The organism is Cronobacter dublinensis subsp. dublinensis LMG 23823, assembly GCF_001277235.1.
In the GTDB taxonomy this organism is placed as follows: Bacteria; Pseudomonadota; Gammaproteobacteria; order Enterobacterales; family Enterobacteriaceae; genus Cronobacter; species Cronobacter dublinensis.
Genome location: NZ_CP012266.1, coordinates 1,091,183 through 1,113,216, shown reverse-complemented (window position 1 = coordinate 1,113,216; position 22,034 = coordinate 1,091,183). Strand labels below are relative to the sequence as shown.

Annotated in this window: 19 protein-coding genes; 10 read left to right on the top strand and 9 right to left on the bottom strand. The window is 56.1% G+C overall.

Features of this window, described 5'->3' with window-relative positions; genetic code table 11:
• Window positions 1-199: 199 nt before the first annotated feature.
• The 6 genes from hupB to bolA all read right to left on the bottom strand — a co-directional run bounded on the left by hupB (window position 200) and on the right by bolA (window position 7,510).
• On the bottom strand, window positions 200-472 hold the full coding sequence (gene hupB / locus AFK67_RS05100) for a nucleoid-associated protein HU-beta (RefSeq protein WP_007720325.1): 273 nt from the start codon (window positions 470-472) through the stop codon (window positions 200-202).
• 209 nt (window positions 473-681) lie between these two features.
• Entirely contained in the window at window positions 682-3,036 is a 2,355-nt protein-coding gene (gene lon, locus AFK67_RS05095) for an endopeptidase La (RefSeq protein WP_071601122.1), read from the bottom strand.
• A 185-nt stretch (window positions 3,037-3,221) separates the two neighbouring features.
• A complete protein-coding gene (gene clpX / locus AFK67_RS05090; RefSeq protein WP_004387729.1) occupies window positions 3,222-4,496 on the bottom strand; it encodes an ATP-dependent protease ATP-binding subunit ClpX in 1,275 nt (424 codons plus the stop codon).
• 123 nt (window positions 4,497-4,619) lie between these two features.
• Entirely contained in the window at window positions 4,620-5,243 is a 624-nt protein-coding gene (gene clpP, locus AFK67_RS05085) for an ATP-dependent Clp endopeptidase proteolytic subunit ClpP (protein ID WP_004387730.1), read from the bottom strand.
• 300 nt (window positions 5,244-5,543) lie between these two features.
• Window positions 5,544-6,842, bottom strand: coding sequence for a trigger factor (gene tig / locus AFK67_RS05080; RefSeq protein ID WP_007720329.1), 1,299 nt, complete (start codon window positions 6,840-6,842; stop codon window positions 5,544-5,546).
• 350 nt (window positions 6,843-7,192) lie between these two features.
• Entirely contained in the window at window positions 7,193-7,510 is a 318-nt protein-coding gene (gene bolA, locus AFK67_RS05075; protein WP_004387733.1) for a transcriptional regulator BolA, read from the bottom strand.
• 298 nt (window positions 7,511-7,808) lie between these two features.
• On the opposite strand from bolA, the gene AFK67_RS05070 reads away from it, so the two are divergent.
• Window positions 7,809-8,387 carry a lipoprotein gene (locus tag AFK67_RS05070; RefSeq protein ID WP_007673843.1) on the top strand — a complete coding sequence of 193 codons (579 nt, stop codon included), beginning with the start codon at window positions 7,809-7,811 and terminating at the stop codon, window positions 8,385-8,387.
• 54 nt (window positions 8,388-8,441) lie between these two features.
• Window positions 8,442-9,917 carry a muropeptide MFS transporter AmpG gene (gene ampG, locus AFK67_RS05065; RefSeq protein WP_007720333.1) on the top strand — a complete coding sequence of 492 codons (1,476 nt, stop codon included), beginning with the start codon at window positions 8,442-8,444 and terminating at the stop codon, window positions 9,915-9,917.
• Window positions 9,918-9,920: 3 nt separating this feature from the next.
• Here the strand turns inward: ampG and AFK67_RS05060 are convergent, their stop codons facing one another.
• The gene (locus AFK67_RS05060; protein WP_007720335.1) at window positions 9,921-11,267 is read right to left on the bottom strand and encodes a J domain-containing protein; all 1,347 of its coding nucleotides are present in this window, start codon (window positions 11,265-11,267) and stop codon (window positions 9,921-9,923) included.
• Window positions 11,267-12,967: a molecular chaperone HscC gene (locus AFK67_RS05055; protein ID WP_038884077.1), complete on the bottom strand. Its 1,701-nt coding sequence runs from the start codon at window positions 12,965-12,967 to the stop codon at window positions 11,267-11,269. The genes AFK67_RS05060 and AFK67_RS05055 overlap by 1 nt, the downstream gene beginning before the upstream one ends.
• 520 nt (window positions 12,968-13,487) lie before the next feature.
• Here AFK67_RS05055 and cyoA point away from each other — a divergent pair.
• The 6 genes from cyoA to AFK67_RS05025 all read left to right on the top strand — a co-directional run bounded on the left by cyoA (window position 13,488) and on the right by AFK67_RS05025 (window position 19,817).
• Window positions 13,488-14,435 (top strand): cytochrome o ubiquinol oxidase subunit II, encoded by a 948-nt coding sequence (cyoA, locus tag AFK67_RS05050; protein ID WP_032967089.1) that lies wholly within the window; start codon window positions 13,488-13,490, stop codon window positions 14,433-14,435.
• A gap of 19 nt (window positions 14,436-14,454) precedes the next feature.
• The gene (cyoB, locus tag AFK67_RS05045; RefSeq protein ID WP_032967091.1) at window positions 14,455-16,446 is read left to right on the top strand and encodes a cytochrome o ubiquinol oxidase subunit I; all 1,992 of its coding nucleotides are present in this window, start codon (window positions 14,455-14,457) and stop codon (window positions 16,444-16,446) included.
• Complete coding sequence (locus tag AFK67_RS05040; RefSeq protein WP_032967093.1) at window positions 16,436-17,053, top strand: cytochrome o ubiquinol oxidase subunit III; 618 nt, start codon at window positions 16,436-16,438, stop codon at window positions 17,051-17,053. Before cyoB ends, AFK67_RS05040 begins: the two co-directional genes overlap by 11 nt.
• Window positions 17,053-17,382, top strand: coding sequence for a cytochrome o ubiquinol oxidase subunit IV (locus AFK67_RS05035; RefSeq protein WP_004387740.1), 330 nt, complete (start codon window positions 17,053-17,055; stop codon window positions 17,380-17,382). The genes AFK67_RS05040 and AFK67_RS05035 overlap by 1 nt, the downstream gene beginning before the upstream one ends.
• 11 nt (window positions 17,383-17,393) lie before the next feature.
• Window positions 17,394-18,281 carry a heme o synthase gene (gene cyoE, locus AFK67_RS05030; RefSeq protein ID WP_007720347.1) on the top strand — a complete coding sequence of 296 codons (888 nt, stop codon included), beginning with the start codon at window positions 17,394-17,396 and terminating at the stop codon, window positions 18,279-18,281.
• A gap of 171 nt (window positions 18,282-18,452) precedes the next feature.
• On the top strand, window positions 18,453-19,817 hold the full coding sequence (locus AFK67_RS05025; protein ID WP_032967094.1) for an MFS transporter: 1,365 nt from the start codon (window positions 18,453-18,455) through the stop codon (window positions 19,815-19,817).
• A gap of 63 nt (window positions 19,818-19,880) precedes the next feature.
• On the opposite strand, the gene AFK67_RS05020 is transcribed toward AFK67_RS05025, so the two are convergent.
• Window positions 19,881-20,372 (bottom strand): YajQ family cyclic di-GMP-binding protein, encoded by a 492-nt coding sequence (locus tag AFK67_RS05020; protein ID WP_007720350.1) that lies wholly within the window; start codon window positions 20,370-20,372, stop codon window positions 19,881-19,883.
• 152 nt (window positions 20,373-20,524) lie between these two features.
• On the opposite strand from AFK67_RS05020, the gene panE reads away from it, so the two are divergent.
• Both panE and yajL read left to right on the top strand, forming a co-directional pair.
• Entirely contained in the window at window positions 20,525-21,439 is a 915-nt protein-coding gene (panE, locus tag AFK67_RS05015; protein ID WP_007720352.1) for a 2-dehydropantoate 2-reductase, read from the top strand.
• Window positions 21,399-21,992: a protein deglycase YajL gene (gene yajL / locus AFK67_RS05010; protein ID WP_007720362.1), complete on the top strand. Its 594-nt coding sequence runs from the start codon at window positions 21,399-21,401 to the stop codon at window positions 21,990-21,992. The genes panE and yajL overlap by 41 nt, the downstream gene beginning before the upstream one ends.
• Window positions 21,993-22,034: the final 42 nt, after the last annotated feature.

Genomic DNA, 22,034 nt, shown 5'->3' with positions numbered 1-22,034 from the left:
GCTGTAGAATGACAGGTAGAACTCGCACAGAAACGTGACGACATCCGCTCGGCCGCTGCGCGCAAAGGCGTATTGTGACAAGAAACCGGGGCGGTTGTCAGCCCATATCGCCAGATAACTCGTCCAGAAATAAAAAAGGCACATCAGATGATGCGCCTTGTTTTTTTATCCCCCGGCTGCGGTATCGCAAGCCACAGGATCAGTTAACCGCGTCTTTCAGCGCTTTACCAGCACGGAAACCCGGAACTTTCGCCGCTGCGATGGTGATTTCCTTGCCAGTCTGTGGGTTGCGGCCGGTGCGGGCAGCACGTTCACGAACAGCAAAAGTACCAAAGCCAACCAGCGCAACTTCATCCCCTGCCTGCAGAGATTCGGTAACGGAATCAATCAAAGCATCTAACGCACGTCCAGCCGCTGCTTTAGAAATATCGGCACCTGCGGCAATTTTGTCTATCAGTTGAGACTTATTCACTCTTCTCTTCCTCTCTTTATATTTTATATCGCACCGGAATCCTTCACGACGCGACCGCGCAGCAGTTATAGCAGTCCTCTCATGCCCTTACAACAGGAGTTGTTGATGGCTCCCCGGACTGGCAATCTAAAGTAGCTATACAAAAAAAGGCTGGCAAGTGCGAAAGCACTCACCAGCCCTGTTTTTCTCAGCCTGCTTGCGTCAGGTCACTATTTTGCGGTCGCGACCTGCATGCCGTACGGCGCGTTTTGCAGCGCCAGACTCAGCACTTCTTCAATGCGTTTCACCGGATGGATTTCCAGATCGGCAATGACATTCTCCGGAATTTCCTCCAGGTCACGCTTGTTCTCGTCCGGGATCAGCACCGTTTTGATGCCACCACGGTGCGCCGCCAGCAGTTTCTCTTTCAGGCCGCCAATCGGCAGTACCTGACCACGCAGCGTGATTTCACCCGTCATCGCCACATCGGCGCGAACCGGGTTGCCGGTGAGGCAAGAGACCAGCGCGGTGCACATGGCGATACCGGCGCTCGGGCCATCTTTCGGCGTAGCGCCTTCCGGCACGTGAACGTGAATATCACGTTTTTCGTAGAAGTCGCTGTTGATGCCAAGCTTCTCAGCACGCGCGCGAACCACGGTTAACGCCGCCTGGATAGACTCCTGCATGACTTCGCCAAGAGAGCCCGTGTACGTCAGCTTGCCTTTACCCGGCACGCAGGCGGTTTCAATGGTCAGCAGATCGCCGCCCACTTCCGTCCACGCCAGGCCAGTGACCTGCCCTACGCGGTTTTCGCTGTCGGCACGACCGTAGTCGAAGCGCTGAACGCCCAGGAAATCCTTCAGGTTGTCGCCGTTGATCTCGATGCGCTTGAGCGATTTATCCAGCAGCAGCTGTTTGACCGCTTTACGGCACAGTTTCGAGATTTCACGCTCAAGGCTACGCACGCCCGCTTCGCGGGTGTAGTAACGGATGATGCCGATGATAGCGCTGTCATCCACCTCGATTTCATTCTCTTTCAGCGCGTTACGCTCGATCTGCTTCGGCAGCAGGTGGCGTTTGGCGATATTGAGTTTTTCATCTTCGGTGTAGCCGGAAAGACGGATTACTTCCATACGGTCCAGCAGCGGCGCCGGAATGTTCATGGAGTTGGACGTGGCGACGAACATGACATCGCTTAAGTCGTAATCCACTTCCAGGTAGTGATCGTTAAAGGCCACGTTCTGTTCCGGATCGAGCACTTCCAACAGGGCGGAAGCCGGATCGCCACGCATGTCGGAAGACATTTTGTCGATCTCATCGAGCAGGAACAGCGGGTTTTTAACGCCCACTTTCGCCATTTTCTGGATCAGTTTACCCGGCATAGAACCGATGTAAGTACGGCGGTGACCGCGGATTTCCGCTTCATCACGTACGCCGCCCAGCGCCATACGAACATATTTACGACCGGTCGCTTTGGCGATGGACTGACCGAGCGAGGTTTTACCTACCCCCGGCGGCCCCACCAGGCAGAGGATCGGCCCTTTGATTTTGTTCACACGGCTCTGAACCGCGAGGTATTCCAGAATACGGTCTTTGACGCGCTCAAGGCCGTAGTGGTCGGTATCCAGAATCTCCTGGGCCTGGCGCAGGTCTTTTTTGACTTTGCTGCGCGCATTCCACGGCACCTGAACCATCCAGTCGATGTAGCCGCGCACCACGGTGGCTTCGGCGGACATCGGGGACATCATTTTCAGCTTCTGAAGCTCGGCTTCGGCTTTCTCTTTCGCCTCTTTCGGCATTTTGGCCGCGTCGATTTTACGCTTCAGCGCTTCGTTTTCGTCCGGCGCGTCGTCCATCTCGCCGAGCTCTTTCTGAATGGCTTTCATTTGCTCGTTCAGATAGTACTCGCGCTGGCTTTTTTCCATCTGTTTTTTGACGCGATTACGGATGCGTTTCTCCACCTGCAGCAGGTCGATTTCCGACTCCATCATCGCCATCAGGTATTCCAGACGCTCGTTGATGTCAGACATCTCCAGCACCGACTGCTTGTCGCTGAGTTTCAGCGGCATGTGCGCGGCGATGGTATCCGCAAGACGCGCCGGATCGTCGATGCTATTCAGCGACGTCAGCACTTCTGGCGGAATTTTTTTATTAAGCTTGATGTAGCCTTCGAACTGGCTGATGGCGGTGCGCACCAGCACTTCCTGCTCGCGCTCGTCAATGGCCGGCGATTCCAGATATTCGGCTTTAGCGGCGAAGTGGTCGCCGTTGTCGGAAAGCGTGGTGATACGCGCGCGCTGCAAACCTTCGACCAGCACTTTAACGGTGCCGTCCGGCAGTTTCAGCATCTGCAAAATAGACGCCACGGTGCCCACTGTGAACAGATCGTTGACGCCCGGCTCATCCGTTGAAGCTTCTTTCTGCGCCACCAGCATGACTTTTTTGTCATTATCCATGGCGGCTTCAAGGCAACGAATAGACTTTTCCCGTCCCACAAACAAAGGGATAACCATGTGCGGATAAACCACCACATCGCGCAATGGCAATACGGGGATTTCAATGCGTTCAGAACGCTCAGGATTCATAGAGCTCTCTCTTAGTTTAGTTTCCGCCTGGTGATGGGGCGCATGTGAACGCACTTCACGGCATCACCAATAAGTAAATCAGTATATGGGGATGTTTCCCGCACATTCAACGGCACGGATGCAGGAAAAATAAATGGGGGATTATTTCCCCCATTTATTGTTAACTGATTGTCAGAACTGGCGAATTATTCGCCGGATGCCTGCTGGGCTTCCGGCTTGCCGTAAATCAGCAGCGGTTCGCTCTGGCCTGCGATCACGGACTCGTCAATAACCACTTTTTCGACCTCTTCCATAGAAGGAAGATCGTACATGGTTTCGAGCAGCGCCGCTTCGACGATAGAGCGCAGACCACGCGCGCCGGTTTTACGCGACATCGCTTTTTTGGCGATAGCTTCGAGCGCTTCGTCGCGGAACTCCAGTTCCACGCCTTCGAGGTTAAACAGCGCCTGATACTGCTTGGTCAGGGCGTTTTTCGGCTCTTTGAGGATCTGGATCAGCGCGTCTTCGCTCAGCTCGTTCAGCGTCGCGACCACCGGCAGACGACCGATGAATTCCGGGATGAGACCAAATTTGATCAGATCTTCCGGCTCGACCTGGGAGAGCAGCTCGCCTTCCGTCGCCTTCTGCGATTTGCCTTTTACTGTCGCGCCAAAACCGATGCCGGAGCCGGTTTCAACACGGTTGGCGATCACTTTGTCGAGGCCCGCGAATGCGCCACCGCAGATAAAGAGGATCTTGGAGGTATCAACCTGCAAGAACTCCTGCTGCGGATGTTTGCGCCCGCCCTGCGGCGGCACGGCAGCCACGGTGCCTTCGATAAGCTTCAGCAGCGCCTGCTGAACGCCTTCGCCGGACACATCGCGCGTGATGGACGGGTTATCGGATTTACGGGAGATTTTATCAATCTCATCAATATAAACGATGCCGCGCTGCGCTTTCTGTACGTCGTAGTCGCACTTCTGCAGCAGTTTCTGGATGATGTTTTCCACGTCTTCGCCCACATAACCGGCTTCGGTCAGCGTGGTGGCGTCAGCCATGGTGAACGGTACATCCAGCAGGCGCGCCAGCGTTTCGGCCAGCAGGGTTTTACCGCTACCGGTCGGGCCAATCAGCAGAATGTTACTTTTGCCGAGCTCGACGCCGTTAGAGGTGTCGCCATTGCGCAGGCGTTTGTAGTGGTTATAGACCGCTACCGCCAGCACCTTTTTCGCCTTTTCCTGACCGATAACATAATCGTCAAGATGGCTACGAATTTCATGTGGCGTCGGCAGAGCGCTGCGTTCACGGTGCGGAGCCACTTCTTTAATCTCTTCGCGAATAATGTCGTTACATAAATCGACACACTCGTCGCAGATATACACGGACGGCCCGGCGATTAGCTTGCGCACTTCATGCTGGCTTTTGCCGCAAAAAGAGCAGTACAACAGTTTGCCTGAGCTGTCTTTGCGCTTATCTGTCATGAGTCAAAACCTCTTTTCTGTTCTTAGTGCCGCACGCGACAACGCCATGCTCGTACCAGCGCCTGCCGCCAGGATACCGAGGGCCATCTCTTAATGAGTATAGCGGCCCTCGCGTGGCGGGCATCAGTTACGATGGGTCATGATGGAGTCAACCAGACCATACTCTACTGCTTCACCAGCAGAGAGGAAACGGTCGCGCTCAGTGTCTCTCTCGATTTGTTCAAGAGGCTGGCCCGTATGTTGCGCCATCAGTTCGTTCATGCGTGCTTTCACTTTCAGGATTTCGCGGGCGTGGATTTCGATATCCGTCGCCTGCCCCTGGTAGCCGCCCAGCGGCTGGTGGATCATTACGCGCGAGTTGGGCAGGCAGAAACGTTTACCTTTCGTGCCCGCAGTCAGCAGAAAAGCGCCCATTGAGGCGGCCTGGCCCATACAAATGGTGCTGACGTCCGGTTGAATAAACTGCATGGTGTCGTAGATTGACATCCCGGCGGTGATTACCCCACCCGGCGAGTTAATGTAAAGATAGATGTCTTTCTCTGGGTTTTCCGCTTCCAGAAACAGCATCTGCGCGACAATCAGGTTGGCCATCTGGTCTTCGACCTGGCCGGTCAGAAAAATGATACGTTCCTTGAGCAGACGGGAGAAAATATCGTAAGAACGCTCGCCGCGCGAGGTCTGTTCAACAACCATCGGCACCAGCGCCATATGGGGTGCAAATTGATCACGTTCGTCACTGTATGACATATCCGTCTCCTGGATAAATATTCTGAGTAACCTGCTGTACTGATTCTACTTGAGACCGATCAGGATGACTACGCTCCTGCCGGTAAACACCTTACGGACGGATTATCAGCCAGTCGTTCACTTCTTACTGTTTCATTAATGGGGATAATGATGCCCTGTTTCAAGCATAACAATCTTTTGCTGTTACGCTAACACCGAAACACCCCTTACCCGCCATTTCTGGGTAGGAAAAGTGACAAAAAAGCCCGTCACCCTGCGGTGACGGGCCCATGTGCCTCGTCGTGGAACGATGAAACGGGCTTACGCCTGCTGGTTCATCAGCTCCTGGAAAGAGGTCGGCTTCTCGGTGACTTTAGCTTTCGCCAGTACCGCTTCAACTGCCTGCTCTTCCAGCGCCACGTTGCGCATGTTGTCCATCAGCTCGTTGTTCTTGCTGTAGAACTCGATAACTTCTGACGGATCTTCGTAAGCGGAAGCCATCTCTTCGATCAGCGCTTTCACACGATCTTCGTCAGCTTTCAGCTCGTGGGTACGAATCACTTCGCCCAGCAGCAGACCCACAACAACGCGACGTTTAGCCTGTTCTTCGAACAGTTCGCGCGGCAGTTCCAGAGCCTGTTTCTCGTTACCGCCGAAACGCTGTGCGGCCTGGCGGCGCAGCACGTCGATTTCGCCGTCGATCAGCGCAGCCGGAACGTCGATGTTGTTCGCGTTCACCAGACCGTCGATAGCCTGAGACTTGATGCGGTTACGCACCGCGCCTTTCAGCTCGCGATCCATGTTTTTACGCACTTCGGTACGCAGACCGGCAACGGAACCATCTTCAACGCCGAAACGTTTGATGAACTCTTCGGTCAGTTCCGGCAGTTCGCGCTCTTCAACTTTTTTCAGGTTGATGACGAACTTAGCGGCTTTACCTTTCAGGTTTTCCGCGTGGTACTCTTCCGGGAAGGTCACGTCGATGGTGAACTCTTCGCCTGCTTTGTGGCCTTTAATGCCTTCTTCAAAGCCCGGGATCATGCGGCCCTGGCCCATCGCCAGTACGAAGTCGGTCGCTTTACCGCCTTCGAACTCTTCGCCGTCTACAGAACCGGTGAAGTCGATAGTGACACGGTCTTCTGCATCAGCAGCGCCGTCTTTGTCTTTCCAGGTCGCCTGCTGCTTGCGCAGGGTATCCAGCATGGTGTCTACGTCAGCGTCGGTCACTTCAACAACCGGTTTTTCCACTTCGATAGATTCCAGGCCCTGCAGCTCAACTTCCGGGTACACTTCAAACTCTACCGCGTAGGTGAAGTCTTCGCCCAGTTTATATTCGCCCGGAACATAGTTCGGTGCGCCAGCCGGATTGATTTTTTCTTTGATGATAGCGTCAACGAAGTGACGGCTCATCAGATCGCCCAGCACATCCTGACGCACGGACGCGCCATAACGCTGAGCAACAACATTCATCGGTACTTTGCCTTTGCGAAAGCCGTCGATACGCACTTTCTTTGCCACGTTGACCAGCTCGCTTTTTACAGCGTTCTCGATGCTGTCAGCAGCGATAGTAATCGTTACACGGCGCCCAAGGCCCTGAGTGGTTTCAACTGAAACTTGCATCTTGTTACCTCAAAAAATCACAGTGCTCGGTCAACTCTGGAAGCCCTATGGTATTCGCTTCGCAGAACCGGGACGTCTTCCTTAGAAGAAACACTATCCCTGTCGCCAGAATCGTCCCGAAGACATTCCGAAAAATAAGACGCAGCATTATAGCGGCATCCCCTTGGGGAGTCGAGAAAAGCCAGCCGAGGCATTGCGGCTCTTTTCACACTTCCCGGCAAATTTACGACTGAAAAATGCACATGGCGCGCAAAATTCAGGCAAAACAAAAACGGCCACGCAGGCCGTTTCGTTTTATTACCGCTGGCGCAACATACTGGAAAAGCTCCCGACGTTGCAACTGTGATTGATCAGGCCAGCGTGCCGGCTCCCCGACAGGCCGGAGACGGCAGGACCGTATCCTGAAGCCCTTCCCACTCTTTCAGGGTGTAGGTGTGCAGCGCGAGGGCATGCACCGTCGAGGCCAGTTCTTCGCTCAGGATGCCGTAGATGAGCCGATGACGATTAAGAAAGCGCTCGCCGACGAAGCGATCGCTGACCAGCACAACTTTGAAATGACTTTCAGAGCCCGCCGGCACGTTATGACGATAGCTTTCATCCACCACATCCAGAAAGACAGGCTCAAAGGCTGCCTTCAGTTTTTCTTCGATCTGCTCGCGTATCATCATAAGACTCTCCTCGACCACGCTGCGATGGTAGCCATCACTTTAAAGGTTAGCCGCTTTTACCGTTTCCATTGTTAAAAAACAACACAATTTTAACTTTTGCAGCCGCTGCGCTTTATGGCACGCTCTGCGCCGGTCAGCGCCATTTAACCGCAATTCAGAATGGCGCTAAGCCAGGCGGCGGTCATAAAAAAGACATTGCGTTATTTTCAGTCGACTGGCCTCTTCCCCTCGCGCATGGCGATGCTATGATGGCGAGAATTTTCTTCTTTATTGCCCATGGACCGTTGAGAGCCTGAACATGTTAAAAAAAGTACTCTTCCCGCTCGTTGCCCTTTTTATGCTGGCCGGTTGCGCGACCCCGCCGACCACCATTGAAGTCTCCCCGAAAATCACTCTGCCGCAGCAGGATCCGAGCCTGATGGGCGTGACCGTCAGCATCAACGGCGCCGACCAGCGTCAGGATCAAGCGCTGGCGAAAGTGACCCGCGACAACCAGCTGGTAACGCTGACCGCCTCGCGCGACCTGCGTTTCCTGCTCCAGGAAGTGCTGGAAAAACAGATGACCTCCCGCGGTTATATGATTGGCCCAAGCGGCGCGGTAGACCTGCAGATCATCGTCAACCAGCTGTATGCTGACGTCTCGCAGGGTAACGTACGCTACAACATCGCCACCAAAGCGGACATCTCTATTATCGCGACCGCGAAAACCGGCAATAAGATGACCAAAAACTACCGCGCCAGCTATTCTGTGGAAGGCGCTTTCCAGGCGAGCAACCAGAATATCGCCAACGCGGTTAACTCTGTGCTGAGCGACACCATCGCCGACATGGCGCAGGACACCAGCATCCACGAGTTCATCAAACAGAACGCGCGTTAATCATCCTTGTTTTTAAAGGCCCGGTTCGCCGGGCCGCTTTTTTTACGGCCGCCCATGCACAGTCATTATTTCCGCCTTTTTCAGCAGCCGAAATCCGCCATTTTACTGATCCTCGGCTTCGCCTCCGGCCTGCCGCTGGCGCTCACGTCCGGTACGCTCCAGGCCTGGATGACGGTAGAGAATATCGATCTCAAAACCATCGGCTTTTTCTCGCTTGTCGGCCAGGCCTACGTCTTTAAATTTCTCTGGTCGCCGGTCATGGACCGCTATACGCCGCCGCTTTTCGGCAGGCGACGCGGCTGGCTGTTTATCACGCAACTGTTGCTGCTGGCGGCCATCGCCGGGATGGGCTTTCTGGAGCCTTCAACGCATCTGCGCTGGATGGCGGCGCTGGCCGTGCTTATCGCGTTCTGTTCGGCCTCGCAGGATATTGTGTTCGACGCCTGGAAAACCGATGTGCTGCCTGCCGACGAGCGCGGCGCGGGCGCGGCGATTAGCGTGCTCGGCTACCGGCTGGCGATGCTGGTTTCAGGCGGACTGGCGCTGTGGCTTGCGGACCGCTGGCTCGGCTGGCAGGCCACCTACTGGCTGATGGCGACGCTCCTTATTCCCTGCCTTATCGCCACCTGGTTTGCGCCGGAGCCTGACGACGCCATTCCTGCCCCGCGTACGCTGGAGCAGGCGGTTGTCGCGCCGCTGCGTGATTTCTTCGGGCGTAACAACGCCTGGCTTATCCTGCTGCTGATTGTCCTTTATAAGCTTGGCGACGCGTTCGCCATGAGCCTGACCACCACCTTTCTTATCCGCGGCGTAGGCTTTGACGCCGCCCAGGTCGGCATGGTGAATAAAACGCTGGGGCTGCTCGCGACGATCATCGGCGCGCTCTACGGTGGGGTGTTGATGCAGCGGTTGACGCTGTTTCGCGCGCTGCTGATCTTCGGCATTTTGCAGGCGGCCTCGAATGCCGGTTACTGGCTGCTCTCGGTAAGCGATAAAGATCTGCTGACCATGGCGGCCGCCGTGTTCTTCGAAAACCTGTGCGGCGGCATGGGCACTGCGGCGTTTGTGGCGCTGCTGATGACGCTCTGTAATAAGTCGTTTTCCGCTACCCAGTTCGCCCTGCTCTCTGCCCTCTCGGCCGTTGGCCGCGTCTACGTGGGCCCAGTGGCGGGCTGGTTTGTAGAAGCTTACGGCTGGCCGAGCTTTTATCTCTTCTCGGTGGTCGCGGCGCTGCCCGGCCTTCTGCTGCTGCAACTGTGCCGGGGGACGCTGGAATATACCCGTGAAACCGGCGAGTTTCTGCGCCGCCAGGCGTACCCGGCGGGTTATCGCTTTGCGCTGCGTCTGCTGATGGCCGGTTGCGCCCTGCTCGGCGTCTGGCTTCTGCTAATTGTCAGCAACGCGCTGGGCCTGAGCGCGCTGAGCGTTAGCGTTACGCTGCCCGAAGCCGGCGCGCTGCTGGCGCTGGGTGGTATCGTGCTGGGTTGTCTGCTCGATTACCTGGCGCTGCGCCGCCGAGCACAACGGTAATCGTCAGGGATGGATGAACACAATAAACATGCTTACCAATACGCTGTAGACCTTTGTGCCGAACGGAATCAAAAACAGGTTAATGATCCACGGTAGCTGACGAAGAAACTGCACAGGAAATCCCACCGGCCCGGAGATGATATCAATGGGCCAGCGCCACCACTGCCGCGCCTGCGGTCTCAGGCACACCACCAGCACCCCCACGATAATCACGCTGACATAGAGCAGCGGCGTGATTTCGTGGTTTCTCTCATAGAACGTCACGGCATAGTGCGCAAAAAGCCCCACCGGGATCGCCAGCAGCGCAAGTGATAACAGCACGTATCCCACACGCACGGCGATCCGCCTGCCGCTGCCCTCAGAATAGCGGTTCCAGAGATAAGGAATACCGAGCAGATAAGCGGCGACGATGGCAGCGACAACACCGACATCCAGTAGCGTTACCTTCGGGTCGAACGCCAGAAAGCCCAGCACGCCGCCCCAGAACAGCAGACTCATAAAAAGGTGCATCGACAGCGCCGTGCCTGGCGTATAGAGCAGGTCCCTCATCACCGGGTTAATACGCTGCCATAACCCTGGCTGTTCGCTGCACATCGCCTGTACGCGCTGGCGCGCCTCATCAAGAAAGCCAGGCCATAAGCGCCCCCACCACGGCAGCGGTGCCTGCGGCTCGGTCATTAGCCGCCAGCGCGCTTTTGACAGCCAGCTCACCTGATGCTGCCCATGCTCCACAATCATACGGTAGTCGTCTTCCGTGGTGGCGACACGCGCATCGAGCGCCTCCACCAGCCAGTCGGGTAGCGCCGTACTGCGATAGCTCTCAAGTTCCCACCCCATTATCCTGCCGACATGCTCCAGCTGGCCGCGCGTGAGCCATTGCTCCTCCGCCAGCGCCCCGGCAAACGCCTCGCTGAAATAGCGCCGCGCCGCCAGCGCATCCGGCAGTTCGGTGATCAGATACGTTTCCAGTTGCTCACAGCCCGCCATTTCATCGGCGACAACGAAAGTCGACAGCGACTGCGCTTTCTCGCGAAGCTGCTGCGCATCCCAGCCAGGCTGCGACGCGATATCGGGCAATGGCGGCGGGGCTTCCTCCAGCGCGGTTTGCAGCCACGCGGGGATCGCGCCGTCGGTGATAATGACGGGAGCTTGCGCCTCGTCGTTGTCGGCTTCGTCTTCTTCTTCGTCAATTTCCTGATAGCGCTGCGCCGCCTCATAGGCTTCGCGCAACCGCTGATACCGCTGCGGATCTTTGTCCGGACGGTTCTGCTTCACCACTTTCGCCCAGGCGCGGCGCAGCGCGGCTTTGTCTTTGGTCGGCTCAAGGCCGAGAAGGCTCCAGGCGTCCATTAGCGTAGCCCGTCGTCAAACTGGGCGAGGATCTGCTCCAGCGACTGACGCGCCTCGGCGATCGTGCGCAGATCCTGGCTTTCCAGCGCCTGCTCAAACTGCGCGCTGTAGTGATCGATAAGATGGCGTCGTTCGCCGAGCGTCTGCTCGTAGCGCTGGCTCGCCAGCGCCAGCAGTTGCCGGTTTTCAGTGCGATCCCGCGGGTGGATTTTCAGCGCGTTCAACTGCGCCAGCCGCTGCTGGATCTCTTCCGGGCTGAGGCTGCCGGGCGCGCGCTCAATCACCAGCGACGCCACTCCCTCCTGACCGTCGATTTTGCACTCCACTTCGAGGATCCCGTCGAGGGTATAGGTGAAACGCACCTCCACCGTGACCTCGCCTGCCGGGCGCGGTGGAATATCAAGCGTGAATTTGTCGAGCAGGATATTTTCGGCCACCCGACGCGCCTCGCCCTGGAACACGGCGATCTCCAGCTGGCGCTGGTTGTCGTATACGGTCGCGATGGAGCGGAACATGCTGACCGGCACAAAGCTGTTGCGCTCGATGATGGGCAGGAAATAGCCGCTCTCAAAACGCTCGCCATGACGACGCGCGGTTTCGATGCCGAGCGAATAGGGCATGACGTCGGTCAGCACGATGTCGTCGAGCGCGGCATCGAGGCTTGCAAGCCCGGCCTGAATGCCCGCGCCCAGCGCCACCACTTCATCCGGGTTCAGTTCGGCGCGCGGGAAGCGGCCAAACATGCGCGCTGCCAGCTGGCGCACCACCGGCATACGCGTGGCACCGCCCACCAGGATAATGTCGTCCAGATCGCTGATATCAAAACGGGCATCGCGCAGCGCCTGAATCACCGGCTGCTTCAGGCGCGCCAGCAGCGGCTGGCAAATGTCAGTAAGCCGGTCGTTATCAAGCCGCCACGTCATTTCCTGCCCGCCCGCGTGGAGCGTGGCCGTCGCCAGCGGCTGCTGTGTCAGCTGGTGTTTAAGATGTTCAGCCTGTTCGGTCAGCTGCGCTTCTTCGAAGGCATCTGCAGGGCGGTAGTCCGGGTAACGCGACAACATCCACTGGCGGATAATATCGGTAAAATCATCGCCGCCGAGGCGCGCGTCGCCGCTGCTGGCGCGCACTTCAATCACGCCTTCAAACATATCGACGATGGAAACGTCAAACGTGCCGCCGCCGAGATCGAACACCAGAAACTTTTGCTCGCGGTTTTCGGCAAGGCCATAGGCCAGCGACGCTGCCGTCGGTTCATTGACCAGCCGCTCCACCTCGAGCCCCGCCAGATGCCCGGCCGTTTTGACCGCTTTACGCTGAATATCGTTAAACCAAGCAGGAACAGTAATCACCGCGCGCGTGATTGTGACGCCAAGCGCCACTTCGGCATCGGCTTTCAGTTTGCGCAGCACCAGGGCCGAAAGCTCTTCCGCGCGAAAGCGGTGCTCGCCGAGGATAAAAATTTTGTCGGTGCCCATGTAGCGTTTAAAGCTGGCGTGCGTGAGCGTTGGATGACTGACCAGCCGCGCTTTCGCCGCCGCACCGACAATGATATGACCCTCGTCGTCCAGGCCGACGACCGACGGCGTGAGCACGCGGTTATCGCCATCGGCAATCAGCGTCGCACGCCCATCGGTAAACCAGGCCACCGCGCTGTTAGACGTGCCTAAATCGATGCCCACTAAAGGCGTTGCTGTTTCCATGTGTATCAATCCTTTACCCTGAATAATTGTTGTTTTATTGTTGCTTTTATCGCCAGAAAAAAAGCACTACCAGAAAAGCGTTTCAATTTGCTGGTCAATAAAATAGCATCTGATTTGCTTAGATATATTTATCGAAATTTGGTAGCAGAGACTTTAAATAATTTCGTTTATCATTCTGTGCGACATTATTTTTAACGATTCAGCACCGTGAAAAATTATTTTCCCGCCGTTATTGTTTCTCATTTGAAACCGCCTTGTTAATTTATTGTATGCCATTTCCGCCCCTATATACTCAATTCCCGTCTTGACCTTACTTTACATAGGATTTTGTTATAACCCTTGCCATGTGGCTGTCATGGCTTACATTTTACATTTTGTTGCATTGGCTGTGACGGTAGCGACAGAACCCGGTTACACCCCACAGACACTGCGCCATTCGTGTTTACAGTAATGTAACCTTCCCGTAAAATGCCCGGCACACTTTAACCGCCACCAGATCCCCCTGAATTGAGGTCGTTAAATGAGACTCAGGAAATACAATAAAAGTTTGGGACTGCTGTCATTATTCGCAGGCACTGTTTTACTCAGTGGCTGTGATGCTGCGCTTCTCAACCCCAAAGGACAGATTGGACTGGAGCAACGTTCATTGATACTGACCGCCCTCGGGCTGATGTTGATTGTCGTGATTCCAGCCATCTTGATGGCTATTGGCTTCGCCTGGAAATATCGGGCAACCAATAAGGACGCAAAATACAGCCCCAACTGGTCACACTCCAACAAAGTTGAAGCTGTTGTCTGGACCATCCCTATCCTTATCATCATTTTCCTTGCAGTACTGACATGGAAAACCACGCACTCGCTCGAACCCAGCCGTCCGCTGGCGCACGATGCGAAGCCGGTGACCATCGAAGTTATCGCAATGGACTGGAAGTGGTTCTTCATTTATCCGGAGCAGGGCATCGCAACGGTCAATGAAATCGCGTTCCCGGCGAACACGCCTGTGGAATTCAAAATCACCTCCAACTCGGTGATGAACTCCTTCTTTATTCCGCGCCTGGGTAGCCAGATCTACGCAATGGCAGGCATGCAGACCAAACTGCACCTGATTGCGAACGAAGCCGGCACCTACGACGGTATTTCTGCTAACTACAGTGGTGCAGGTTTCTCCGGCATGAAGTTCAAGGCAATCGCCACGCCGGATAACGAGACCTTCAACCAGTGGGTGGCCAAAGCGAAGCAGTCTGGCAAAACCATTAACGATATGGCGACCTATGACAAGCTGGCGGCCCCGAGCGAATACAACAAAGTCGAATACTTCTCCAGCGTAAAACCGGATTTGTTTAAAGACGTTATTAACAAATTCATGGGACCTGGGAAGAGCATGGACGTGACTCAGTCTGAAGGGGAGCACAACGCCCACGAAGGCATGGAAGGCATGGACATGAATCACGCGGAAACCTCTCACTAAGGGGCCGAGGAATAATACGATGTTCGGAAAACTTACACTGGATGCAATTCCGTACCATGAGCCAATTATCATGGTTACGGTGGCTGCCATTATCGTCGGGGGTCTGGCGCTAGTTGCAGCTATCACTTACTTCGGTAAGTGGTCTTATCTGTGGAACGAGTGGCTCACGTCTGTGGACCACAAACGTCTGGGGGTAATGTATATCCTCGTGGCTATCGTGATGCTGGTTCGCGGCTTCGCGGACGCCATCATGATGCGTACCCAGCAGTTGCTGGCGGCCTCCGGCGAAGCCGGGTTCCTGCCGCCGCATCACTACGATCAGATCTTTACCGCCCACGGCGTTATCATGATCTTCTTCGTGGCGATGCCGTTCGTTATCGGTCTGATGAACCTGGTGGTTCCGCTGCAGATCGGCGCGCGCGACGTGGCATATCCGTTCCTGAACAACCTGAGCTTCTGGTTCACCGTTGTCGGGGTAATCCTTGTGAACGTCTCTCTGGGCGTGGGCGAGTTCGCTCAGACCGGTTGGGTGGCCTATCCGCCGCTCTCGGGTATTGAGTACAGTCCGGGCGTTGGGGTGGACTACTGGATCTGGAGTCTCCAGCTCTCCGGTATTGGTACGACACTGACCGGTATCAACTTCTTCGTGACCATTCTGAAGATGCGTGCGCCGGGCATGACCATGTTCAAAATGCCGGTATTCACCTGGGCGTCGCTGTGTACTAACGTCCTGATTATCGTCTCCTTCCCGATCCTGACCGTTACGATTGCGTTGCTAACCCTGGACCGCTATCTGGGCACCCATTTCTTTACCAATGATATGGGCGGCAACATGATGATGTACGTGAACCTGATTTGGGCCTGGGGCCATCCGGAAGTGTACATCCTGGTTCTGCCGGTGTTTGGTGTGTTCTCTGAAATCACCTCCACCTTCTCGAAGAAACGTCTGTTCGGTTACACCTCCCTCGTATGGGCGACTATCGCGATTACCGTGCTGTCGTTCATCGTGTGGCTGCACCACTTCTTCACCATGGGCAGTGGCGCGAACGTGAACGCCTTCTTTGGTATCACCACGATGATTATCGCCATCCCGACCGGGGTGAAGATCTTCAACTGGCTGTTCACCATGTATCAGGGCCGCATCCAGTTCCACTCCTCCATGCTGTGGACTATCGGCTTCATCATCACCTTCTCCATCGGTGGTATGACCGGCGTGCTGCTGGCAGTACCGGGCGCAGACTTCGTACTGCACAACAGCCTGTTCCTGATTGCGCACTTCCATAACGTGATTATCGGTGGTGTGGTCTTCGGGTGCTTCGCCGGTATGAGCTACTGGTGGCCGAAAGCCTTTGGCTACAAGATGAACGAAACCTGGGGCATCCGTGCTTTCTGGTTCTGGATCATCGGCTTCTTCGTGACCTTTATGCCGCTGTACGCCATGGGCTTCATGGGTATGACGCGTCGCGTTAGCCAGAACATCGACCCGATGTTCCAGCCGCTGATGATTGTGGCTGAAATCGGCGCGCTGCTGATTGCCTGCGGTATCCTGTGCATCGTTCTGCAGATCTACGTGAGTGTTCGCGACCGTCATCTGAACCGCGACCTGACTGGCGACCCGTGGGGCGGCCGTACGCTGGAGTGGGCAACCTCTTCTCCGCCGCCGTTCTATAACTTCGCAGTAGTACCGGAAATCCACGAGCGCGATGCGTTCTGGGAAATGAAAGACAAAGGTGAAGCTTACAAGCAGCCGGCGCACTATGAAGAAATTCATATGCCGCGCAACAGCGCAGCGGGTATTTTCATCGGCGCGTTCAGCACCATCTTTGGCTTCGCGATGATCTGGCACATCTGGTGGCTGGCTATCCTGGGCTTCGCGGGTATCGTTATTACCTGGATTGCGAAGAGCTTCGATGAAGACGTGGATTACTACGTACCGGTAGCCACCGTTGAGAAACTGGAAAACCAGCACTTCGAAGAAATCACCAAAGCAGGGCTGAAAAATGTCAACTGAGAGCATTAATCACGAACTTGCCCATGGCAGCCATGAGCATGGGCACCACGATGCAGGAGCGAACAAAGTGTTCGGCTTCTGGATCTACCTGATGAGCGACTGCATTCTCTTTGCATGTCTGTTTGCCACCTATGCCGTTCTCGTGAACGGCACGGCGGGGGGCCCGACCGGGAAAGACATTTTCGAACTGCCGTTTGTGCTGGTTGAAACTTTCCTGCTGTTGTTCTCCTCCATCACGTATGGCATGGCGATGATCGCCATGAACAAAAACAACCAGAGCCAGGTCATGTCCTGGCTCGCCCTGACCTTCCTGTTTGGCGCAGGGTTCGTGGCGATGGAAATCTATGAATTCCATCATCTGATCGCGGAAGGCTTCGGCCCGGATAAGAGCGGCTTCCTGTCAGCGTTCTTTACTCTGGTCGGCACCCACGGTATCCACGTAACTTCTGGCCTTATCTGGATGATCGTGATGATGATTCACGTCTCCCGCCGCGGTCTGACCCATAACAACCGCGCGCGCCTGATGTGCCTGAGCATGTTCTGGCACTTCCTGGACGTAGTGTGGATCTGTGTATTCTCTGTAGTCTATCTGATGGGGGCGATGTAATGAGTCATTCAACCGATCACAACGGCGCTCATCACGGTGGCGTCAAGACGTACCTGATCGGGTTTATCCTGTCGGTTATTCTGACAGTAATCCCGTTCTGGATGGTCATGAACGGCTCCGCATCTCACGGCACCCTGCTGGGTGTGGTCGTGGCAACCGCAGTCGTACAGATTCTGGTTCACCTGGTGTGCTTCCTGCACATGAACGCCTCCTCTGAGGAGCGCTGGAACCTGGTAGCCTTTGTCTTTACGTTGCTGATTATCGCGATTGTAGTGGTAGGCTCTATCTGGATTATGTGGAACCTGAATTACAACATGATGGTTCACTAAGAGCGGCGAGTATGATTAAGCAATACCTGCAAGTAACGAAACCAGGCATCATTTTCGGCAACCTGATATCGGTTATCGGGGGATTCCTGCTGGCTTCCAAAGGCAGCATCGATTATCCCCTGTTCCTTTTCACCCTCGTGGGGGTGTCGCTGGTCGTGGCGTCCGGTTGTGTGTTTAACAACTACATCGACCGTGATATCGACCGCAAAATGGAGCGCACCAAAAACCGTGTGCTGGTGAAAGGACTGATTTCGCCGAAAATGTCGCTGGTGTACGCCACCTTGTTGGGTATTGCTGGCTTTATGCTGCTCTGGTTCGGCGCCAACCCGCTGGCGATGTGGCTCGCGGTCATGGGCTTCGTGGTCTATGTCGGGGTTTATAGCCTCTACATGAAACGCCACTCGGTCTATGGCACGTTGATTGGCTCGCTGTCGGGCGCGGCGCCGCCGGTTATCGGCTACTGCGCGGTGACCAACGAGTTCGATACCGGCGCGTTGATCCTGCTTGCGATTTTCAGCCTGTGGCAGATGCCGCACTCCTACGCGATTGCGATTTTCCGCTTTAAGGATTATCAGGCCGCCAATATTCCGGTGTTGCCGGTGGTAAAAGGGATCTCTGTGGCGAAAAACCATATCACCCTTTATATCATCGCCTTCGCCGTGGCGACGCTGATGCTCTCGTTAGGGGGTTATGCCGGGTATAAATACCTGGTGGTGGCGGCAGCGGTCAGCGTCTGGTGGCTTGGCATGGCCCTGCGCGGCTACAAGGCTGAAAATGACAAAGTCTGGGCGCGCAAACTGTTTGTGTTCTCGATTGTCGCGATTACGTCGCTGAGCGTGATGATGTCCGTGGACTTTATGGTGCCGGATTCACATAGTCTGATGACTTACGTCTGGTAAGTTACCGACACGAAAAAGGGTGCTGCGGCACCCTTTTTTATTGCGCCAATCCGGGCCGTGATTCATTGGCCGCACTAATAGTTAACCCTTGAAATATTTTCTAAATAACCCGGCATTTACCCTCCCCTGCCCTCGCACTACACTAAGGCCTGCTTTTTATCTGAGGTGGTAATGAACGATAACAAAATGACGCCAGTCGAGTTGCGCGCGACATGGGGTTTAGGGACGGTTTTTTCTTTGCGCATGCTCGGCATGTTTATGGTGCTGCCGGTCATTACTACTTACGGAATGGCGCTACAGGGCGCCAGCGAAGCGCTGATTGGCCTCGCTATCGGTATTTACGGCCTCGCGCAGGCGATTTTCCAGGTGCCGTTTGGCCTGCTCTCTGACCGTATTGGTCGTAAACCGCTGATTGTCGGCGGCCTCGCGATTTTTGTTATCGGCAGCCTGGTCGCCGCGCTGACCGACTCCATCTGGGGCATTATTCTCGGGCGCGCATTACAGGGCTCCGGCGCTATCGCCGCCGCCGTGATGGCCCTCCTCTCTGACCTCACCCGCGAACAGAACCGCACCAAGGCGATGGCCTTTATCGGCGTCAGCTTCGGGGTGACGTTCGCCATCGCGATGGTGCTCGGCCCGATTATCACCCACGCGCTCGGCCTGCATGCGCTGTTCTGGATGATCGCGGTGCTCGCGACGGCGGGCATTATCATTACGCTCTGGGTCGTGCCCGACAGCGGCAGCCACGTGCTGAACCGCGACTCCGGCATGGTGAAGGGCTGCTTTCGTAAAGTGCTGGCGGAGCCGACGCTGCTGAAGCTCAACTTCGGCATCATGTGCCTGCATATCCTGCTGATGTCGACCTTCGTCGCACTACCCGGCCAGCTCGAAGCGGCAGGTTATCCGGCAGCGGCGCACTGGAAGGTCTATCTCTGCACCATGCTGATTTCGTTCGTCTCGGTGGTACCGTTTATCATTTACGCCGAAGCGAAGCGCAAAATGAAACGCGTGTTTCTCTTCTGCGTGGCGCTACTACTGATTGCGGAAATCGTCCTGTGGGGCGCTGGTCCGCACTTCTGGGAGCTTATCGTCGGCGTACAACTGTTCTTCGTGGCGTTTAACCTGATGGAAGCGCTGCTGCCGTCGCTTATCAGCAAGGAGTCGCCGGCGGGCTATAAAGGCACCGCGATGGGCGTTTACTCCACCAGCCAGTTCCTGGGTGTCGCGATCGGCGGCTCGCTCGGCGGCTGGCTCGACGGCCTCTTTGACTCGCAAACGGTGTTTCTGGTGGGCGCGCTGCTGGCGACTGTCTGGCTGCTGGTCAGTACCACGATGAAAGAGCCGCCGTATGTCAGCAGCATTCGCGTGGAAATTCCGCCTGAGGTGACGGCGGATGAATCGCTCGCGCAGCGTTTGCGGGAGACCGCAGGCGTCAGCGAAGCGGTGGTAGTGGCCGATGAGCGCAGCGCGTATTTAAAAATCGACACTAAAGTGACGAACCGCGTCGAGATAGAACAGCAGATCCGCCACGCGTAACCGCGGGCAGCAGACGTAAAAAAGGGCGGATTATCCGCCCTTTGTGTTTTACGCTTCCGGTGTTTAGTCGCGGAAGTTATTGAACTGGAACGGCTGGCCGAGGTTACCGCCGCGCACCAGCGCGATTGCCTGCTGGAGGTCGTCGCGGGCTTTGCCGGTAACACGCACCTGCTCGCCCTGGATCTGCGCCTGGACTTTCAGCTTGCTGTCTTTAATAAGCTTGACGATTTTCTTCGCCATCGCGGTGTCGATGCCCTGCTTGAGCTTCGCTTCCACGCTCCAGGTTTTGCCGCTGTGTTCAAACTCTTCCGGCACGTCGATGGAGCTGCCTTCAATGCCGCGTTTGAGCAGTTTTGCGCGCAGGATATCCAGCAGTTGATTGACCTGGAAATCGGATTCGCTCGTCACTTTAATGGTCTGATTTTTTTCGTTCAGCTCGAAGCTCGCGGTCACGTTGCGAAAGTCGAAACGGGTTTCCAGTTCACGCGTGGCGTTCTCAACCGCGTTCTGCACTTCGCGCATTTCGACCTCAGAGACAATGTCAAAAGATGGCATGTTTTCTATCTCCCTCTCAGTATGTGCGTTGCATAATACCCGCAAAGGCGCATAACACAACCCGGAAACCGGCAGCAGGCGAAAGCCTGAGCGCTCACGTTATAATAGACGTATGACACAACGCCCGGTGCCGTTGCGGGCGAGGAGGAACAATGAAAATTACCGTGCTTGGATGCGGCGCTTTAGGCCAGCTCTGGATGAGCGCGCTGCATAAACAAGGTCACGAGGTGCAGGGGTGGCTGCGCGTGCCGCAATCCTCCTGTCAGGTCAGTCTGGTGGAAACCGACGGCAGCGCATTTACACATACGTTTTTGGCCAACGACACCGCCTTTCTCGCCGACAGCGAGCTGCTGCTGGTGACGCTGAAAGCCTGGCAGGTCTCAGAGGCGGTGAACACCCTCGCCGCGCGTCTGCCCGCCGTCAGCCCCATTTTGCTGCTTCATAACGGCATGGGCACGCTGGATGAGCTGCGCGCGGTAGTTCAGCCGCTGCTCGCCGGGGTCACCACCCATGCCGCCCGGCGCGACGGCAGTCGGGTCATCCACGTTGCCTGCGGCACCACCCATATGGGCCCCGTTACGCCGGGCGCGCAGGATTACTCCCGACTGGCGGCGCTGCTGCAACAGGCGCTGCCCGATGTCGCCTGGCACGATAACATTAACGCGTCGCGCTGGATCAAGCTTGCCGTCAACTGCGTCATTAACCCGCTGACGGCGCTTTACAACTGCCCGAACGGCGACCTGCGCGCGCGCCATGATGAAGTGCGGGAGATTTGCGCGGAGGTGGCGCAGGTCATGCAGCGCGAGGGCTATCACACGTCGACAGACAGCCTGCTTTATTATATCGACCAGGTGATTGAGAGCACCGCCGCCAATATTTCATCAATGCTGCAGGATGTCCGCCAGCAGCGTCATACCGAAATTGATTACATCACCGGCTATCTGCTGCGCCGCGCCAGAGCGCATGGCCTGACGCTGCCGGTAAACAGCCGTCTGTATGAACAGATTAAACGCAAGGAGAATGAGTATGAGCGCATCGGCACTGGTATGCCTCGCCCCTGGCACTGAAGAGACCGAAGCGGTCACCACCATCGATTTGCTGGTGCGCGGCGGCATTAACGTCACCACCGCGAGCGTCGCGAGCGACGGCAATCTCACCATTACCTGCTCGCGCGGCGTCCGGCTGCTGGCGGACGCGCCGCTGGTGGAAGTGGCGGACGGCGATTTCGACGTCATCGTGCTGCCGGGCGGCCTGAAAGGCGCCGAAGCGTTTCGCGACAGCCCGTTATTGGTCGAAACCGTGCGCCAGTTTCATCTCTCGGGGCGAATTGTCGCCGCTATTTGCGCGGCGGCAGGCACGGTGCTGGTGCCGCACGAGCTTTTTCCCATCGGCAATATGACCGGCTTCCCGGCACTCAAAGAGACTATTCCTGAGGAGCAGTGGCAGGATAAACGCGTGGTCTGGGATCCGCGCGTCAACCTGCTGACCAGCCAGGGACCGGGCACCGCAATTGACTTCGCGTTGAAGATTATCGACGTGCTGGTCGGGCGCGAGAAAGCGCATGAAGTTGCCGGGCAACTGGTGATGGCGGCAGGCATTTACAGCTATCGCGACTATTAAGCGTCACCGCTGAAATGCCGCCAATAAAAATCCCCTCGGCTG

Excerpts from the sequence above, each read along its gene's own strand:
- lon (WP_071601122.1), bottom strand. The coding sequence starts at position 3,036 with ATGAATCCTGAGCGTTCTGAACGCATTGAAATCCCCGTATTGCCATTG.
- clpX (WP_004387729.1), bottom strand. The coding sequence starts at position 4,496 with ATGACAGATAAGCGCAAAGACAGCTCAGGCAAACTGTTGTACTGCTCT.
- clpP (WP_004387730.1), bottom strand. The coding sequence starts at position 5,243 with ATGTCATACAGTGACGAACGTGATCAATTTGCACCCCATATGGCGCTG.
- tig (WP_007720329.1), bottom strand. The coding sequence starts at position 6,842 with ATGCAAGTTTCAGTTGAAACCACTCAGGGCCTTGGGCGCCGTGTAACG.
- bolA (WP_004387733.1), bottom strand. The coding sequence starts at position 7,510 with ATGATGATACGCGAGCAGATCGAAGAAAAACTGAAGGCAGCCTTTGAG.
- AFK67_RS05070 (WP_007673843.1), top strand. The coding sequence starts at position 7,809 with ATGTTAAAAAAAGTACTCTTCCCGCTCGTTGCCCTTTTTATGCTGGCC.
- ampG (WP_007720333.1), top strand. The coding sequence starts at position 8,442 with ATGCACAGTCATTATTTCCGCCTTTTTCAGCAGCCGAAATCCGCCATT.
- AFK67_RS05060 (WP_007720335.1), bottom strand. The coding sequence starts at position 11,267 with ATGGACGCCTGGAGCCTTCTCGGCCTTGAGCCGACCAAAGACAAAGCC.
- AFK67_RS05055 (WP_038884077.1), bottom strand. The coding sequence starts at position 12,967 with ATGGAAACAGCAACGCCTTTAGTGGGCATCGATTTAGGCACGTCTAAC.
- cyoA (WP_032967089.1), top strand. The coding sequence starts at position 13,488 with ATGAGACTCAGGAAATACAATAAAAGTTTGGGACTGCTGTCATTATTC.
- cyoB (WP_032967091.1), top strand. The coding sequence starts at position 14,455 with ATGTTCGGAAAACTTACACTGGATGCAATTCCGTACCATGAGCCAATT.
- AFK67_RS05040 (WP_032967093.1), top strand. The coding sequence starts at position 16,436 with ATGTCAACTGAGAGCATTAATCACGAACTTGCCCATGGCAGCCATGAG.
- AFK67_RS05035 (WP_004387740.1), top strand. The coding sequence starts at position 17,053 with ATGAGTCATTCAACCGATCACAACGGCGCTCATCACGGTGGCGTCAAG.
- cyoE (WP_007720347.1), top strand. The coding sequence starts at position 17,394 with ATGATTAAGCAATACCTGCAAGTAACGAAACCAGGCATCATTTTCGGC.
- AFK67_RS05025 (WP_032967094.1), top strand. The coding sequence starts at position 18,453 with ATGAACGATAACAAAATGACGCCAGTCGAGTTGCGCGCGACATGGGGT.
- AFK67_RS05020 (WP_007720350.1), bottom strand. The coding sequence starts at position 20,372 with ATGCCATCTTTTGACATTGTCTCTGAGGTCGAAATGCGCGAAGTGCAG.
- panE (WP_007720352.1), top strand. The coding sequence starts at position 20,525 with ATGAAAATTACCGTGCTTGGATGCGGCGCTTTAGGCCAGCTCTGGATG.
- yajL (WP_007720362.1), top strand. The coding sequence starts at position 21,399 with ATGAGCGCATCGGCACTGGTATGCCTCGCCCCTGGCACTGAAGAGACC.